Genomic DNA, 15553 nt, shown 5'->3' on the forward strand with positions numbered 1-15553 from the left:
GAGAAGGTGGAGCCTGTATGAGCAAGGCAACGAACAAGTTTGCACCAGAGGTGCGCGAGCGCGCGGATGGTGACCGATCACGAGCGCGATTTTTCATCCCACTGGGCGGCAGTAGTGTCGATTGCGGAGAAGATCGGCTGCGTTCCGCAGACGCTGCATGAGTGGGTGAAGAGGCGAGGTCAACAGCGGCAAGCGCGCTGGCATCCCGGTCGAGGTTGCCGACAAGGTAAAGGCGCTGGAGCGCGAGGTCCGTGAGCTGCGGCAGGCCAACGAGATTCTGCGCAAGGCGTCAGCATATTTTGCTCAGGCGGAGCTCGACCGCCCGTTCCGGCGATGATCGCATTTATTGACGATCACCGCGATGCCTATGGGGTCGAGCCGATCTGCCGCGTCCTGCCGATCGCCCCATCCACCTACCACGAGCGCGTCGCGCAGCGACAGGATCCGACACGCCTGTCGGCGCGGGCACGGCAGGATGCGGTCCTCAAGCCCGAGGTCGCGCGCGTGTTCGCTGAGAACTTCGCGGTCTACGGTGTACGCAAGGTCTGGCGGCAGATGATGCGGGAGGGCTTTCCGATCGCCCGCTGTACCGTAGCCCGGCTGATGCGTGAGATGGGCTTGGCAGGGGTGATCCGGGGCAAGCCGGCCGCACGACCATCAGCGACAAGGCGGCACCATGCTCACTCGATCACGTCAACCGCCAGTTCTACGCGCCAGCGCCGAACATGCTGTGGGTGTCGGACTTCACCTACGTCGCGACCTGGGCGGGGTTCGTCTACGTCGCCCTCGTCATCGACACCTATGCTCGGCGGATCGTCGGCTGGCGAGCCAGCAGGATGGCGCATGCCAGCTTCGTCCTCGATGCCCTGGAACAGGCGCTTCACGATCGCCGCCCGACCCATCGGGGCGGCCTGATCCATCATAGCGATCGTGGGTCGCAATACGTGTCCATCAAGTACACCGAACGCCTCGCCGAGGCCGGGATCGAGCCCTCGGTCGGCAGCGTCGGCGACAGCCACGACAATGCTTTGGCCGAGACGATCAACGGCCTTTACAAAGCAGAGGTGATCCCCAGGCGCGGGCCGTAGCGCAGCTTCGAAGCGGTCGAGTACGCCACGCTGGAATGGGTCGACTGGTTCAACCATCGCCGGCTGCTAGAGCCCATTGGCAACATCCCGCCTGCCGAAGCCGAAGATCAATTCATGCTGCCGCACACAACATCGATATGGCAGCGTGACTCACAACCCAATGCCTCCGGCAAACCCGGCGCGGTTCACAGCATGCCGAGCTGGACTTTACAAGCATCGAAATTCTCGTATCATTTAGTGTTCCTCTCGGCTCCCGCCCATGACTATGTTCGGCAGCCGATCAAATCATAATAATCAAGGAGTACGGATGCACCGGTTCATTGACAAAGTCGTAATCGTTACCGGCGGCGGGTCCGGCATAGGGCGCGCGACAGCCCGCGCCTTTGCCCGTGAGGGCACGACCGTCCTGGTCGCCGACATCCGCGAAGACCGCGCCGAGGAGACGGTGGCTCTTATTGCGGATCATGGGGGGCAAGCGATTGCGCGAAGGGTCGATGTTTCAAGTTCGCAAGAAGTTACCTCGATGTGCGAGGCTGCCGTTGAAACGTTTGGCAAGCTAGACATTCTATTCAGCATGCTGCTATCATCGACAAGGGCGCCCTCAGCGCGGAAATTGATGACGAATTGTGGTCACGGATCATGGGCGTCAACCTTTCCGGCACCTTTTATGCCATCCGCGCCGCGCTTCCGCATCTTGTGAAGACCAAAGGCAATGTCGTTGTTACGGCGTCAATCGCCAGCTTGGGCGGCATGCAAGGCGGAACCGCCTATACCGCTTCCAAACATGGTGTGGCAGGCTTGGTGGACCAGTTCGCCTGCGAAGCCGCAGCCGATGGCGTGCGGATCAACGCAGTGGCGCCCGGAGGCGTCGACACCAACATCTTCGACGGCATGGCTGATATCCCGGAGATGCAGAGGGCTGTACGAGCGAATACGCCTCTTGGCCGGTTTGCAAGCCCCGAAGAAATCGCTGAACCGGTCCTTTTTCTGGCATCCGACGCGGCAAGCTACATCACCGGCACCTTACTGCGCGTCGACGGCGGCGTTAAGTCAAAATAGTCCGAAACCAGACCAGGCTTCGGACCGACGATTTGTGGGAAATGGCGCAAAATCTCTTCCAGGGTCAGAACTCGTTGATTAGACCAGAAGATCATGGTTGCCGCGATGCAGATGGCCGACATGAAGGTGTGGACACAACGATCGTAGCGCGTATGGATGCGTCGCCAGTCATTGAGCTTTCCAAACATGTTTTCGACGTGGTGGCGTTGCGATAGAGAATGCGGTCGTGGGGGATCGGTACTTTTCGATTGCTCTTTGCCGGGATGCAGGGCGTGATCCCGCGTTCGATCAGAGCGTTGCGGAACCAGTCGGCGTCGTATCCCTTGTCGCCCAGCAAGGCCTGCGCCTTTGGAAAAGCATCGATCATCAGGGCTGCACCTTTGTAGTCGCTCATTACCTGACGCCCGCCGATGCTGCCAGGCGGCTTGTGCAACCCCGCCCGTATGGGCACGATGACAACCCCGGACTCCAGTTATGACTGGAGGAGAAATCGGCCAGTTTGCATCAACTAAATGACGGGTTTCAGTAAGAGCGGTCGTTAACGCCATCAGCGCTAAATGTCGTGAGTTGGTCGCGAGGCGACACCGCGAAAACAGCAGCTTTTCCCGCATCCCGGGTCCGAACGGGACATTCACCAACGGCCAATCATGCGTGAGTAAAAGTGTCTGGACACATCCAAGGTCGTCCGCCATGATGCTATCAAGCTGGTGATTTTATGATCAGTAGAGGCACCTGTGGGAAATGGTGTGGTAAAGCCTTAGGTAACGTGCAAGAAAAGTTTGGATTTCTGCCGTTTTTATTCACGGTTATTAATCCCTGCCGCTCCGCCATCATACAATTTCCTGTTTTCATTGCTTCCAAGGCTTTGAAAATGGGCGAGGTTTTCGGGGTTCGAAACCCTCGATTTCGTGCGTATGTAAGACGGTCTGCTAAGACCAATCGGATCACCGTTTGCTTGTCTTCGGCGCGATCACTTTTCCAAAGATTTGAAGGCTTTGAGAGGAAATCATAGCCGAGTTCGAACATTTCCTGTGAGGATCGTAGCGGCTTGCCCGCATTGCCCCGTTGTTCGGCAAGCAGAAGCCAATACCCACGAGATTTACCGTCCTTCCCGAAAATGAGGCTGTTGCCATCGCGCACCTGGAAGCGCGCGGCTATTCCCCGGTGGCCATCGACAAGGACGATGGCGGGTTGAGCGTATTGATCTTCACGCCGCTTCCTGACGATCAGATGTTTGGGCTGGTCCAAACCTTGCCGGTGCATCTGAGCGCCAAGATCGGCATCGTTATGCGCGATCAACCGCCATTCGCATCAAAGCTCGATCACTAACCTGAATTTGTCCATGCCGCCTAGGCCCTATGCTTGCCCAACCACCGCTTCGAATGGCTGCTTCTGTTTGCGAACCGCGAAGATCATCAGCACAGAGCCCAGGGAGGCAATGGCGAGAAGGCCCGCGGTCACCAGGAAGGGCAGTCTGTATCCATCAGCGTGATCGAACAGAAAGCCGACCAGCGGTGCGAAGCCGAAAATGAAGGGCAGGACGATCGCATAGCTGATCCCCATCGCCCGGCTGATGCTCGCAGCCCCTACCAGCCTGCTGAGTGCCGCGCCGTGCATCGTCGTCACCGGGACTACGCACATTCCCATTAGCGCCGCGAGCGCGAACAAGGGCAAGCCCGCCACATACAGCAGCCCCCACCACACCAGCCCCGCGCATAAAGTTGTGAGCGCGAGCGTGGAAGGAGGGCCAATACGGTCCGTTATCCAGCCAACGAGCAAGGTGCCGAAAATTCCGGCGCCGGCATAGACGGAAAGCAGCCCCGATGCGGCCTGCAGGGACAAATCCCGCTCCATGCCGAAGGGGACGATATGGACGAGAAACGCTATGCCCGATCCCGATATCACGCCGATCGCAAGCGACAGCAGCCAGAAGGGTAGGCTGGCAAGAATTTCGCGCGTCGACAGCTGCCGATCCCCGGCGGTCCCCTGGCCCGATGCGCCACCCGGGTCCATATTTGTCCCGCGCGGGGTCTGACCGATCCGTCCAGGATAATCCACGATCAGCAGCAGCGCGGGGATCAACAGAAGGAAGATCGTCGCGATCCCCCCGAGAACCGCAAATCGCCCATATTCCGGCAGCAGTTCGGCGACGATGAAAGGCGTCACAAACAGCGCGATCGGCAGGTTTACGATGCTCAGGACCTTTGCCTGGCCGGAGATGAACCATCGACTGACCAGCGTCAACGGACCCAGTATCGCCAACAGGCACACGCCCGTGCCGATCATGGCAAACATCAAGAGGGCGAGGCCGAACGAAGGAAGAAGGGCGAGGCCCCAATAGCCAACCGCGCTGAGCGCCGCGGCACCGATCATCGCGCTTCTTACCGAGACTTTTTGCAGCAGTCCCCCCAGCAAGGGAGCCAGGCCGCCGACGGCCAGCATGATCAGGCTCATCCCCGTGGCCGCAACGGCGCGGGTTACGCCGAAATGCTGCTCGGTGCTGGCGAGCAGCGGCCCGAAGGATCCGAAGGCGAAGCCAGCAGCGAGATTTTGCGCCAGAAAGCAGGGCAGAATCACTCTCCATCCCGAGAATGGCAGATCGGTCTGTGTATGCATGGAACTCCTCTCCTGTCCGGCAGATTACCCAAGGTTCTCGGGTTCGCGGTATTATTCTTGGGCTAGCAGTTAACCGACATATCACCGGGGCGCAATCTATCAAACCGATCACCACCGACTGCACAGGGAAGACGAGATACCTTCAGCCCGAAATGCATGCGTTATCTCGTATCCGCATATGTTGTCAGGAATAGGGTATTTGGGTTTCCATGAGTCTTGACCTGTGGGCCTAATTGCGGGCGAATAAAATATGCTCAGCGATAACGAGTTGAACAGTTGGTTTCGTCGGGAGGTGCTCATCCTTGAGCCCTCGCTGACCGCCTTTCTGCGTCGCCATTGTTCGCAAGGGGACGAGGTCGCCGATCTGCGGCAGGAAGTCTATGAAAAGGCGCTGCGTGGCGCCGGCCGGGGCCTGCCCGATCGCGCCGCCGCCTATGTCTTTACGATAGCGCGCAATCTGCTCATCACCCGCGCCAAGCGGGCGCGCATCGTCCGGTTCGATTTCGTGGCCGACCTTGAACGATTGTCCGTGCATGTCGACTGGCTGACGCCCGAAAGGCGTGTGAGCGCCAGTCAGGAGTTGGCCCGCGCCCGGGAAGGCTTGGAGCGCTTGCCCCCCCGCTGCCGTGAAGTCATGCGGCTGCGCAAGGTCCAGGGAATGAAGATACGCGAGATCGCGGACCAGCTGGGCATCGGCATCGAGGCGGTGGAGCAGCATATCACGCGGGGTACACGCCTGCTTGCCAGCCACATGCTGGACAGCGCGCTTCCCCCCGCTGCCGAATGCGCAGCGATCCCGGTCGGCAAGCCACGGGAGGGCGTGTGATGTCGGCCGATATCACCGAAGCGCGCGCCGCGCGGTTCATCATGCGTCGCGACGAGGATGACTGGTCGCAGGCCGATCAGGTCGAACTGGATGCATGGCTGGCCGAATCCCTAGCGCACAAGGCCGCCCTTTGGCGGCTGGAGGAAGGATCGCGCCAGACGGACCGGCTGCGGGCGCTCTATAATCCGGTCGACCTGCCGCACCCTGTGCAACGCAAGTGGCATTCCGTCGCGGCGTTCGCGCTGGCGGCCTCGCTCGTCATGGCGGTTTTGGGATATGTCATGTGGCCCCAGTCCGAGCCGGTTCAGATCGTCACCCTCGAAACGCATATCGGCGAGCGGCGCACCGCCCATCTGCCGGACGGAAGTACGATCGAACTCAATACGAACACCAAAATTCGCCTTGCCCTCGAACAGGAACGGCGTGTCGCATGGGTCAGCGGGGGCGAAGCCTATTTTCAGATCGCGCATGATCCGGCGCGGCCGTTCGTCATCCATGCCGGCGCGCATGATGTGACGGTGCTCGGCACCAAATTCTCGGTGCGTCGTGAAGGCGAATTGTTGCGCGTCGCCGTTGTTCAGGGCGCGGTCCAGCTTAAGGGCGTCGGGCGTAGTGCCTCCTTGGGATCGACGGTGCTGCCCGGCGGATCGACGGCGGTGGCGAACAGCGTGGCGACCATCGTCAGGCGTGAACCGCTGGACCAGCTTCAGCAGGGGCTGCGCTGGCGCGATGGCGTGCTGGTGCTGGATGGTAAAACGCTGGGTCAGGCGGTGGCGGAGCTTAATCGCTATAATCGCAATCCCATTGTCGTGAAGGGCGCCCCTCTCGCCGCGATGCCGATCGGCGGGACATTCCAGCTGGGCAATCGCCAAGGATTCGTCCGGCTGTTGAAAGAGGTGTATGATGTGCGCGTGTCGCGCGCCACGGACGGAAAAATATTTTTGCAGCGTTGAAATAGGGTTTTTCGTGTCCCGATAGTCCTGGCTTGGGACGGCAAAGCAGCCGCGACAGGGGAGATGTCATGAAAAATTGGAAGCGCGCCGCAACTGTAACTATTTGCGGGAGCCTGCTGACCTATGCCGCGCCCGCACTGGCGCAGGGCTACACTATTCCTCGGGGAGATCTGGCGCGCGCGCTCCAGCAGCTGGCCCGAGAATCGGGGCTTCAGATGGTGTATCGACCCGATCAGTTCGGGGGCGCCGTCACGGGCGGAACGAGCGGTAACGCCTCGCCCGAAGCCGCGCTGATCGATTTGCTCAGGGGCACGGGCTTTGAGGCGAAGCGCGATCCTTCGGGCGCGCAGGCGATCGTGCGGGAAGTGCCAAGGGCGCGTCCCATTGCCTATCAGGGGGAATCTTCGTCCACGATTCGCGGCGAGCCGGCGGCTGCGCCTGCTCCGGCATCCGTCGACGCGGGTACGGGCGACATCATCGTGACGGCGCGCAAGCGGGAGGAGACGCTGATCGACGTGCCCGTGGCGATCACGGCGGTAACGGGTGCCGAGCTGGAAAAGCGCGGCATCAATTCGATGGATGGTATCGCCCGCCTCGTGCCCCAGCTGATCGTCGGCGACGGCGGCACTGCCCAGGGCGGCAGCATCGTGATCCGGGGTATCAGCGGTTCGGACGGCAATCCTTTCGCCGATCAGGCCGTGTCGTTCAACATCGATGGCGTGCAGGTCGCGCGCGCCTCCGTCCGTCGCATGGGACAGATGGACATGCAGCAGGTCGAAGTGCTGAAAGGGCCTCAGGCGCTGTTCTACGGCAAGAACAGCCCCGGCGGCGTCATCTCCATCCGCACCGGCGATCCGACGAAAGATTTCCAGGGCAAGGCCTCGGTCGGCTATGAGTTCAACGCCCATGAATGGCGTGGCGAAGGCTATATATCCGGCCCGATCACCGACAGCCTCGGCTTTCGCCTCGCGGCTTATGGTTCGAAGATGCGCGGCTGGGTGCGCAACATCACGCCGCGCAGCGAAATCACCGCGCCCAAGCACCAATATGCGCCCAGGGCCGAAGAATTCGCCGTGCGCGGAACATTGAAATATGAGCCTGCGGACAATTTCGATGCCCGCCTGAAGGTCACCTATGGCAAGCTCAAGGATGACGGATATACGTCGAACCTCCAACTCGTATCCTGTCCCAATGGCGCGCCGCAATCCGGCCAGATCGACGATTGCCGCGCCGACGACAAGGTTTCCGTGGGGGCGCGTACCCCGAATTTCGCCTTGCGCTATCCGGCTTTCGGCGAGAATGATGGCCAGTTGCGGGGCGCTCAGAAGCAGCTGCTGATCGGCTATGAAATGAACTATCGACCGAGCGACGAACTGACGCTGACCTCGGTGACCGGCCTCTATCACATGAAGGCGGACTCCTTCGTCAACGTGACCGCAACCTATGTGCCCTCGCGCATGCTGGCATCCAATCAACGGCTGAGCTTCACCGAATTATCGGAAGAACTTCGCCTCACCAGCAATTTCGACGGGCCGGTCAATTTCATGATCGGCGGGCATTTCCAGAAGAGCACGGCCAAACAGGGTCTGGCCGCCTTTCTCAACGGTTCCAGTTTCACGACGGTGGCGCCGCTGGTTCCAGCGGTGGTCGCCAACTCCCATCACGAGCAGAAGGGCACCGCCTATTCGGGCTTTATGCAGATGCAATGGGATATCACCGACCAGATCCAGTTTTCCGGCGGTGGCCGTTATTCCTATGAGAAGAAAAAGTTGCCGGTCGCGGAAAGCCAGACCGCCGTCGATCCGGTGACCGGCCTTCTTCTGCCACGGGTGCCTATTCTCGCCCAGGGTTCCAAGAACAGCTGGAACGATTTCTCGCCCGAATTCACGCTGTCCTATCATCCCGACCGGAACCTGAACATCTACGGTTCCTACAAGCACGGCTTCATCTCCGGCGGTTATAACGGGGGCGCCGCCAACTTCGCCCTGCCGCTGGATTACGACCAGCAAACCGTCAAGGGCTTCGAAGCCGGGGCCAAGGCATCCTTGCTAGACGGTGCCCTGCGCACCAGTCTCGCGCTTTACACCTATGAGGTGAAGGGCTTGCAGGTCACGCTCAGCACCGGCGCTTTCCAGGAACTCAAGAATGTCGGCAAGGTGCGGAGCAAGGGCGGGGAATTCGACTTCTCCTACCGCACGCCGCTGCAGGGGCTGAGCCTGCACGGCGCCGTGGCCTATAACAGGGCGCGCTATGTCGATTATTTTGCGAACTGCTATCGGGGTCAGAGCAAGGCCCTTGGTTGCACATTCGTGCCGGTGCCGGGGCAGCCGGGATCGGGCATGCCTGCGGCGCCCGGCGTCAATGGATCGTTGCAGAACCTGGCCGGCACGGAAGTGGTCCGCACGCCCGAATGGACGGGTAATGTCGGCTTCGATTATGAAACGCCGATCGGGTCGGGCATGAAACTGGGCCTGTCGACCAACATGACCTTCAGCGCCAGCTATCTTTCGGACCCGGGCTCTATCCCGCAGGGACGGGTGCCCAACTACCAGCTGTTCGATGCGACGCTGCGCCTCTCGGAGCAGGATGATCGTTGGGACATCGCGCTGATCGGCCGTAACCTCACCGATGAATATTATTTCGTCAGGGCCAGCAACGTTCCCAATACAGGCACAGCACCAGGCAACGAAACTGGCCCCGCTGTTCTCGGCGATCTCCAGTCGTATGTCAGCCGCGGTCGCGAGATCATGCTGCGCGTATCGACCAAGTTCTGACGGCAAGGAGCATATAGTGCTGAATGCATCCAAATGGTTGATGGTCCTGGCCTGCACGATTTGTGCGGGCCAGGCAAAGGCGCAGGCCCCGTCGAAAGCGGGCCCCATATCCTATCCTGCGCTCGCCTATCCCACGACCAGCCGCGCGCCGGTGATTCCCGAGAATGAAAAGGGCCTCCAGACGATCGTCGCCGAACCCTGGTACAGCATGACGACCAGCATGCCGGCGTTCGGCGGGATGGATCAGAATCTCTTCATAGAAGGGCCGGTGTTCGACGAACAGGACAAGCTGCTGTTCGTCGAAGTGCAAGGCGGCCGAGTGATGCGGCTTTCGCCCAAACAGGATCTGACGATGATCCTGCCGAAGAACGCGGCCGGCTCTGCTGGTCTGGCCTTTCATAAGAACGGCCGCATAATCGTAGCAGGAATCGGCAGCGCCACGCAGGCCGGATCGATATTCTCGATCCGGCCCGACGGTTCCGACAAACAGGTCATCATCGATCCCAAGGCGGGCTATATTCCCAACGACCTCGCCATGGACAAGGAAGGCGGTTTCTACTTCACCGACTTCCAGGGCAACAATGCCAACCCCATTGGCGGGGTTTATCATGTCGCACCGGACATGAAGACGATAACCCCTATTATCACGCATCTTTCGATGCCCAACGGGATCGCGATCAGCCCGGACGGCAAGACTTTGTGGGTCGGCGAAGTGGGGACGGGGTTTCTCCATCGCATCGACCTTGCGACGCCAACGCAGATTTCGCCCGTGGTCGGCACGACGATCCGCTACCATTTCACCGGCGCAACGGTGGATTCGCTGCGAACGGACGTCGACGGCAACGTCTATGCCGCCCTCGCCGGCGAGGGCCGGGTGATGGTGTTCAATCGCAAAGGCGTACCGATCGGCCAGATACTGATCCCCGATCGCGATCGCGGGGAGATGCTCTTCACCACCAGCATGGCGATCAAGCCCGGCACCCGCGAACTCTATATCCTGTCGAGCGATTATCCGGGGCGCACGGCCAAGATTCATCGCGCCGGCGCGTTCGCTACGGCCGCTGCCTCGTCCGGCCCCTGACAAGGCGGCATGGCTCGCCCCGGCGTTATCGCTGCTGCACTATCTTGGGAGAATGGAGACATGAAAGCTGTAAGATGGACGGCGAGCGAGAAGCCAGGTCTGGAATTACATGATGAGCCGACGCCGACGCCGGGGGCTTATGATGTATTGATCCGTGTGCACGCCGCGTCCCTGAATTACCGGGACCAGATCATTCTGGACGGTAAATATCTCGGGCCGCTCAAGACATATGGCGTACCGCTCTCGGACGGTGCCGGCGAGGTCGTCGCGGTCGGAGAGGGCGTCACTCGGGCGAAACCAGGCGACAGAGTGACGGCCAGCTGCCACCCGCACTGGATCGACGGCCCCCCGCTTTGGGAGCACCGGCTGGATAGTGTCGGCATCAGCAGAGACGGGATGTTGGCCGACCATATTTTGCTGCACGAAAACGCCATCGTTCATCTGCCCGCGAGCCTGTCGTTCGTCGAGGCGGCCTGCCTCCCCTGCGCGGCTGTTACTGCCTGGACAGGTCTCAATCGGTCATCGCCCCTCCAGCCGGGCCAGACGGTTCTGGTCCAGGGCACGGGCGGCGTCGCCCTGTTCGCGCTCCAGGTGGCGCGGATGTTCGGTGCTCGCGTCCTGGCGATCACGTCGACGGACGAAAAGGCTAGGACGCTCGAAGAACTCGGCGCCGACGCTGTGGTGAACTACCGTAAAGTCCCCGATTGGGAGCACGAAATCCTTGCCCTCACCAACGGCAAAGGGGTCGACAAGGTGATCGACATCGCCGGCGAGCAGACGATCGTAAAGTCGGCGGCGGCGACCAGGATCGGCGGCGACATCGCCGTGGTGGGCTTCACGAGCGGCTTTGGCGGCGGATTGCCGCCGATCGACATATTGGGGCGGTCGCTCAATGTAGCGGGCACAGCCATCGGCCCACGCAGGGACTTCGAGGCCCTGGTCGCAGCGATGGCCCAGCACAAGGTCACGCCAGTCATCGACAGTATATTCCCCTTTGCCGAGTATAGAGATGCGTATCGCCGTCTTGAAAGCGGCAGCCATGTCGGGAAAGTCGTCATCGAGGTCAGCAAATAGCACCCGCACGAACCGAGCGGCCTCGCGTGGCGTGGCCACTCGGGTAGTGTGGGCCGACCTGCCGCCATAGTTCAAATCAATGGAGGATAAAGCAATGCGCTTCCACGTCGGAGAAGCGGTTAACCCGGTGAAGAACTACCTGCCCTTCGCCAAAGCTCTGGAATCTCTGGGGTATGACGGTTTTGCGATTTCCGACAGCATTGTTTATCCCCAAGATAGTCAGACAAGCTATGAATATGGCGCGGATGGCTCTCGTGCGTTCATCGAAAACAAGCCGGTCGTGGAAAGCTTCGTGCTCGCCTCCGCAATCGGTGTCGCCACTTCGCTGGAAATCACGACGAGTGTGGTAAAGCTTCCCATGCGGCACCCTGTATATGCGGCGAAGCTAGCCAGCTCCGTAGCGGCAATAGCGAACGGCCGATTTAACTTTGGTGTGGGTCTGAGCCCCTGGCCGGAAGACTATATCACCCTCGGTGTTCCTTACGAGGGCCGCGGAGGCCGGCTGGACGAATGCATTGAAATAGTTCGAGGGCTGACTGGCGGGGGCTATTTCGAATATCACGGAAAATATTACGACTTTCCGGCGATCAAGATCAATCCGATTCCGGTCCGCCCCTTGCCAATCATCGTGGGTGGGCACTCCGATCCTGCTTTGAAGCGCGCTGCGCGGAACGATGGTTGGAGTTGCGCAGGGGCGTCGTTCGCGGAGCTGGTCGCGATGATCAAGAAATTGAATTCCTTCCGCTCAGACTACGGACGAACTGGCGATTTCCGTATATTCGAGTCCGATATGGGCGAAGTCACCTACGACGATGTGAGGCGGAAGGAAGATTCGGGCGTGACAGATCTTATCTTATTTTTCAGGAATATTTATGAAATAGGAGAAAATCTAGAACCGATTTCCGAAAAGATTGATAGATTTAAAAGATTTTCCGATGAAGTCATAGCGCGAAGATAGAAGGGCGTTCGACCTTTATACGCTTTTCTACCGGCCGATCGTAGACGGCATGGGTGATGCAGGTCGCCGACTTAGGGTCTGTCCGAAATGCGCGAAGGAGCGCATTTCGAGACGGCCCTTGGACATCACGCCATCGTTCCGCGCCATCTGCAACACTGCGCCATCCGCCGCGTCTGCGTGGGTCTGCGCACCCTTTCGACGAGCGAGACTGACCGCCCGCGCCCGCAACAAAACGTCAAAGCCGTCACTCGTTGTCTACAGTTTACGAAAAACAAATCAGTTTGTATTGAAATAATCATAGGCAATGATATATCGCTCCCGATTAAGGGGTTCCTGCGATGCCATGGGGTCGCGAGGCGGTCGGATTGGGGGGGGTGGATTCATGCGGGCTGCCATGTTCATGATGTTGCTCGGCCTCGCTGCCCATGCCGCGCCGGCGGCCGCAGCAGAGTGTCCACCCAATCCCAACCTTCGCTTCCGCGTGCCCGAAAGCGTGTCGAAACAGGCGGCGGCGAAGCTTTGCGTGATCTACGCGCAGTCCGAAGCGCGCCCGCCCATGCCGCCGCTCAAAACGCTTGAAGACTTTGACCGGATGAATGCGGCAGTCGAAGCCGATGCCCTGCCGCCAAGCCAGAAGTTCGCTGACGCGATGGGCGTTCGTTCAGTCAGGGAAACGATCGGGGGCGTCAGTGTTCTCAGGATCATTCCTCCCAATGCGCAGCGTGGGCGGCCGCCGATCGTCTATATTCACGGCGGTGGCTATATTGTCCTTTCCGCCCTCTCGATGCAGGTACTTCCTTCCCTGCTGGGCAAGGCGCTGGGTCGCGAGGTCGTCTCGATCGATTACACGCTCGCCCCGCGAGGCAATGTGAACACGATCTCGGATCAGGTGATCGCCGTGTGGCGCGCCCTCATGGCTGCGGGGAACGACCCGCGGGGAATGGGACTGTTCGGTGACTCCGCGGGCGGGAACATGGCGGCCGCGTACACGCTGAAGATGCGGGACCAGGGCATCCCATTGCCCGGCGCGCTTTACCTGTTGTCGCCAGGCGCCGACCTGACGATGAGCGGCGATACCATTGCCACCATCGGGCCTTATGATCCGATGCTGGAAGCGCGGGACTTCAAGCTGTATCTGGACGCCTATGCCGCCGGGACGGATGTCAGGAACCCTTATATCTCTCCCCTTTTCGGAGATTATACCAAGGCGTTTCCGCCAACATTGATCCAGGCCGGCACGCGTGAATTGCTCCTCAGCGAAGCGGTCAGGCAATATCAGGCGATCCGCGCTGGCGGCCATGAGGCGATACTCGATCTCTATGAGGGCATGCCCCATGTATTCCCCGCGCTGCTCGCGAACACGCCTGAGTCTGACACGGCGATTTCCAGGGCTGCGGACTTCTTCAAAAAGCATTTGCGCAATTAGAGGGCGATTCAGGAGATGCGGTTATCAAGATCACGCCCCCTATGCAGGTTGGATTTCCCACGCCTGCTTCAGCCCGAGATCGACAGCGTCCGCTTGCCGCATAGGGTCTGGTGGCTGACCGTCGCACCATATGTTCAACCGGGTTCTGCTCATTCAGGAGCGTGAACGACCAATATTCGGAGCTGATATCTTGGTAAAACCTTTCGCATCTTCGGCCGACATGGCGCCCACGACGGAGAAGTTGGGGATCCAGGCCTCGATGACTTCTACGCGGCCTTGATCGCCTTGTACGATGGTCTGGACGAGCAGGAGAGCGCCGTGCTTAACGCAAAGCTGATCCTGATCCTGGCCAACCATATCGGCAACGGTGCCGTACTGGCCGAGGCTTTGGACCTGGCAAGGCGATCCTGATGAAGATCCGCGATCCCCGATGGGCGCTGGCATTGCTCTGTGCCGTCTATACCTTCAATTTCATGGACCGTCAGGTCGTGTCCGTCCTCGCCGAGCCGATCAAGCGCGACCTTGGGCTGAGCGACACCCAACTGGGCATGCTCACCGGTTTCGCCTTCGCCATATTCTATACTGGCTTCGGTCTGCCGGTGGCGGCGCTGGCCGACCGGATATCGCGGGTCAAGGTGCTGGCCGCCGCCTGTTCGCTGTGGAGCCTGTGTTGCGCCGCCTGCGGACTGGCCACGAATTTCGTCCAGCTCGCCGCCGCGCGCATCGGCGTTGGTCTGGGCGAAGCCGGCGGGGTCGCCCCTTGCTATTCGATCATCTCCGACCTCTTCCCCCCATCGCAGCGCGCCCGGGCGCTGGCGGTTTTTTCGCTGGGCGTGCCGTTCGGCCTGGCGCTCGGTTCCGCGCTTGCGGGCTGGTCGGCAGCGCAGTGGGGGTGGCGAACGAGCATGTTCGTCGTCGGGCTTCCAGGGCTGGGGCTCGCACTGCTGCTGATCTGCCTCGTTCCCGAGCCGCAGCGCGGCGGCATGGATGGCGGAGCGGTCCAGCCCAAGGCGTCGCTTCGTGAAACCGCGAAAATTTTCTTCCGCACGCCGACGATCCTTTCCACTGCCTTGGCATGCGCGATTGGCGGCATCCCCAATTATGCGCTGATGGCCTGGATGCCTGGTTACATGATCCGGGTCCTTGGCATGACGTTGACGCAGGTGAGCATCTATCTCAGCCTGACCGTCGCCGTCGCCATGGGTGCGGGCACCTGGCTCAGCGGATTTTTCGCAGACCGTCGGGGGGCAGGCGACAAGCGCGCCTATGCCTGGGTCAGTTGCGCCGCCATGATCTGTGCGGTGCCATTCCTGATCGCCGGCCTCCTGGTCCAGCGCTGGCAAATCGCCTTGCCCCTGCTGGGGCTGAGCCTTGGCTGCGCCGGCGCCTATCTGACACCGGCTGTCAGCTTCATACAAAATTCGGTCAACGCCTCGCAGCGCAGTACGGCCGCCGCGCTCCAGCTCTTGCTCGTCAACCTCGTCGGGATGGGCATCGGCCCGCTCTATGTCGGGATGATGAGCGACGGACTGCACGGGCGCTACGGGACGGAATCGTTGCGGATCGCGCTCGGCGGACTTGTGCCCTTCCTCGCCGCCGCAGGGATAGCGAACCTGGTGACGGCGCGTCTTGTATCGCGCGCAAGAGAGCGGGCGCTCGCCTCGCAATAATCTCCCGCAGGGTCCGGGCTTCGTGCGG

12 protein-coding genes, 2 pseudogenes and 1 other annotated feature are annotated in these 15553 nt (G+C 60.6%); of the genes and pseudogenes, 11 read left to right on the forward strand and 3 right to left on the reverse strand.

Annotation, left to right across the window (positions count from 1 at the left end; genetic code table 11):
* Nucleotides 1–17: 17 nt before the first annotated feature.
* Together WG908_RS12535 and WG908_RS12540 are read left to right on the forward strand one after the other, a co-directional pair.
* Nucleotides 18–1202, forward strand: a pseudogene (locus WG908_RS12535) (IS3 family transposase); the annotation flags it as partial.
* Nucleotides 292–408: a sequence feature (AL1L pseudoknot), on the forward strand. It overlaps the preceding pseudogene by 117 nt.
* Before the next feature lie 193 nt (nt 1203–1395).
* A pseudogene (locus tag WG908_RS12540) lies at nt 1396–2147 on the forward strand (SDR family NAD(P)-dependent oxidoreductase).
* Nucleotides 2148–2238: 91 nt separating this feature from the next.
* Here the strand turns inward: WG908_RS12540 and WG908_RS12545 are convergent.
* The 3 genes from WG908_RS12545 to WG908_RS12555 all read right to left on the reverse strand — a co-directional run bounded on the left by WG908_RS12545 (nt 2239) and on the right by WG908_RS12555 (nt 4763).
* Entirely contained in the window at nt 2239–2541 is a 303-nt protein-coding gene (locus WG908_RS12545) for a hypothetical protein (protein ID WP_340186936.1), read from the reverse strand.
* A 305-nt stretch (nt 2542–2846) separates the two neighbouring features.
* Nucleotides 2847–3446, reverse strand: a complete 600-nt coding sequence (locus WG908_RS12550; protein WP_340186937.1) for a hypothetical protein — start codon at nt 3444–3446, stop codon at nt 2847–2849.
* A 57-nt stretch (nt 3447–3503) separates the two neighbouring features.
* A complete protein-coding gene (locus WG908_RS12555; RefSeq protein ID WP_340186938.1) occupies nt 3504–4763 on the reverse strand; it encodes an MFS transporter in 1260 nt (419 codons plus the stop codon).
* Between the two features lie 250 nt (nt 4764–5013).
* Here WG908_RS12555 and WG908_RS12560 point away from each other — a divergent pair, with 250 nt between their 5' ends.
* The 9 genes from WG908_RS12560 to WG908_RS12600 all read left to right on the forward strand — a co-directional run bounded on the left by WG908_RS12560 (nt 5014) and on the right by WG908_RS12600 (nt 15525).
* Complete coding sequence (locus WG908_RS12560; RefSeq protein WP_340186939.1) at nt 5014–5589, forward strand: RNA polymerase sigma factor; 576 nt, start codon at nt 5014–5016, stop codon at nt 5587–5589.
* The gene (locus WG908_RS12565; RefSeq protein ID WP_340186940.1) at nt 5589–6542 is read left to right on the forward strand and encodes a FecR family protein; all 954 of its coding nucleotides are present in this window, start codon (nt 5589–5591) and stop codon (nt 6540–6542) included. The genes WG908_RS12560 and WG908_RS12565 overlap by 1 nt, the downstream gene beginning before the upstream one ends.
* Nucleotides 6543–6610: 68 nt before the next feature.
* Nucleotides 6611–9316: a TonB-dependent receptor gene (locus WG908_RS12570; protein ID WP_340186941.1), complete on the forward strand. Its 2706-nt coding sequence runs from the start codon at nt 6611–6613 to the stop codon at nt 9314–9316.
* Nucleotides 9317–9332: 16 nt separating this feature from the next.
* Nucleotides 9333–10397 (forward strand): SMP-30/gluconolactonase/LRE family protein, encoded by a 1065-nt coding sequence (locus tag WG908_RS12575; protein WP_340186942.1) that lies wholly within the window; start codon nt 9333–9335, stop codon nt 10395–10397.
* Between the two features lie 60 nt (nt 10398–10457).
* On the forward strand, nt 10458–11471 hold the full coding sequence (locus tag WG908_RS12580; protein ID WP_340186943.1) for a zinc-dependent alcohol dehydrogenase family protein: 1014 nt from the start codon (nt 10458–10460) through the stop codon (nt 11469–11471).
* Between the two features lie 94 nt (nt 11472–11565).
* The gene (locus WG908_RS12585; protein WP_340186944.1) at nt 11566–12429 is read left to right on the forward strand and encodes an LLM class flavin-dependent oxidoreductase; all 864 of its coding nucleotides are present in this window, start codon (nt 11566–11568) and stop codon (nt 12427–12429) included.
* 394 nt (nt 12430–12823) lie between these two features.
* Entirely contained in the window at nt 12824–13855 is a 1032-nt protein-coding gene (locus tag WG908_RS12590) for an alpha/beta hydrolase (protein WP_340186945.1), read from the forward strand.
* A 207-nt stretch (nt 13856–14062) separates the two neighbouring features.
* Nucleotides 14063–14266, forward strand: a complete 204-nt coding sequence (locus WG908_RS12595) for a DUF2783 domain-containing protein (RefSeq protein ID WP_340187061.1) — start codon at nt 14063–14065, stop codon at nt 14264–14266.
* Nucleotides 14266–15525: a spinster family MFS transporter gene (locus WG908_RS12600; RefSeq protein ID WP_340186946.1), complete on the forward strand. Its 1260-nt coding sequence runs from the start codon at nt 14266–14268 to the stop codon at nt 15523–15525. The genes WG908_RS12595 and WG908_RS12600 overlap by 1 nt, the downstream gene beginning before the upstream one ends.
* Nucleotides 15526–15553: the final 28 nt, after the last annotated feature.

Origin of the sequence: Sphingobium anseongense (assembly GCF_037725245.1) — a bacterium.
Classification (GTDB): domain Bacteria; phylum Pseudomonadota; class Alphaproteobacteria; order Sphingomonadales; family Sphingomonadaceae; genus Sphingobium.

What these genes read in the sequence shown, in the direction of transcription:
- WG908_RS12560 (WP_340186939.1), top strand. Translation starts at nt 5,014, where the DNA reads ATGCTCAGCGATAACGAGTTGAACAGTTGGTTTCGTCGGGAGGTGCTC.
- WG908_RS12570 (WP_340186941.1), top strand. Translation starts at nt 6,611, where the DNA reads ATGAAAAATTGGAAGCGCGCCGCAACTGTAACTATTTGCGGGAGCCTG.
- WG908_RS12580 (WP_340186943.1), top strand. Translation starts at nt 10,458, where the DNA reads ATGAAAGCTGTAAGATGGACGGCGAGCGAGAAGCCAGGTCTGGAATTA.
- WG908_RS12565 (WP_340186940.1), top strand. Translation starts at nt 5,589, where the DNA reads ATGTCGGCCGATATCACCGAAGCGCGCGCCGCGCGGTTCATCATGCGT.
- WG908_RS12600 (WP_340186946.1), top strand. Translation starts at nt 14,266, where the DNA reads ATGAAGATCCGCGATCCCCGATGGGCGCTGGCATTGCTCTGTGCCGTC.
- WG908_RS12590 (WP_340186945.1), top strand. Translation starts at nt 12,824, where the DNA reads ATGTTCATGATGTTGCTCGGCCTCGCTGCCCATGCCGCGCCGGCGGCC.
- WG908_RS12555 (WP_340186938.1), bottom strand. Translation starts at nt 4,763, where the DNA reads ATGCATACACAGACCGATCTGCCATTCTCGGGATGGAGAGTGATTCTG.
- WG908_RS12585 (WP_340186944.1), top strand. Translation starts at nt 11,566, where the DNA reads ATGCGCTTCCACGTCGGAGAAGCGGTTAACCCGGTGAAGAACTACCTG.
- WG908_RS12545 (WP_340186936.1), bottom strand. Translation starts at nt 2,541, where the DNA reads ATGAGCGACTACAAAGGTGCAGCCCTGATGATCGATGCTTTTCCAAAG.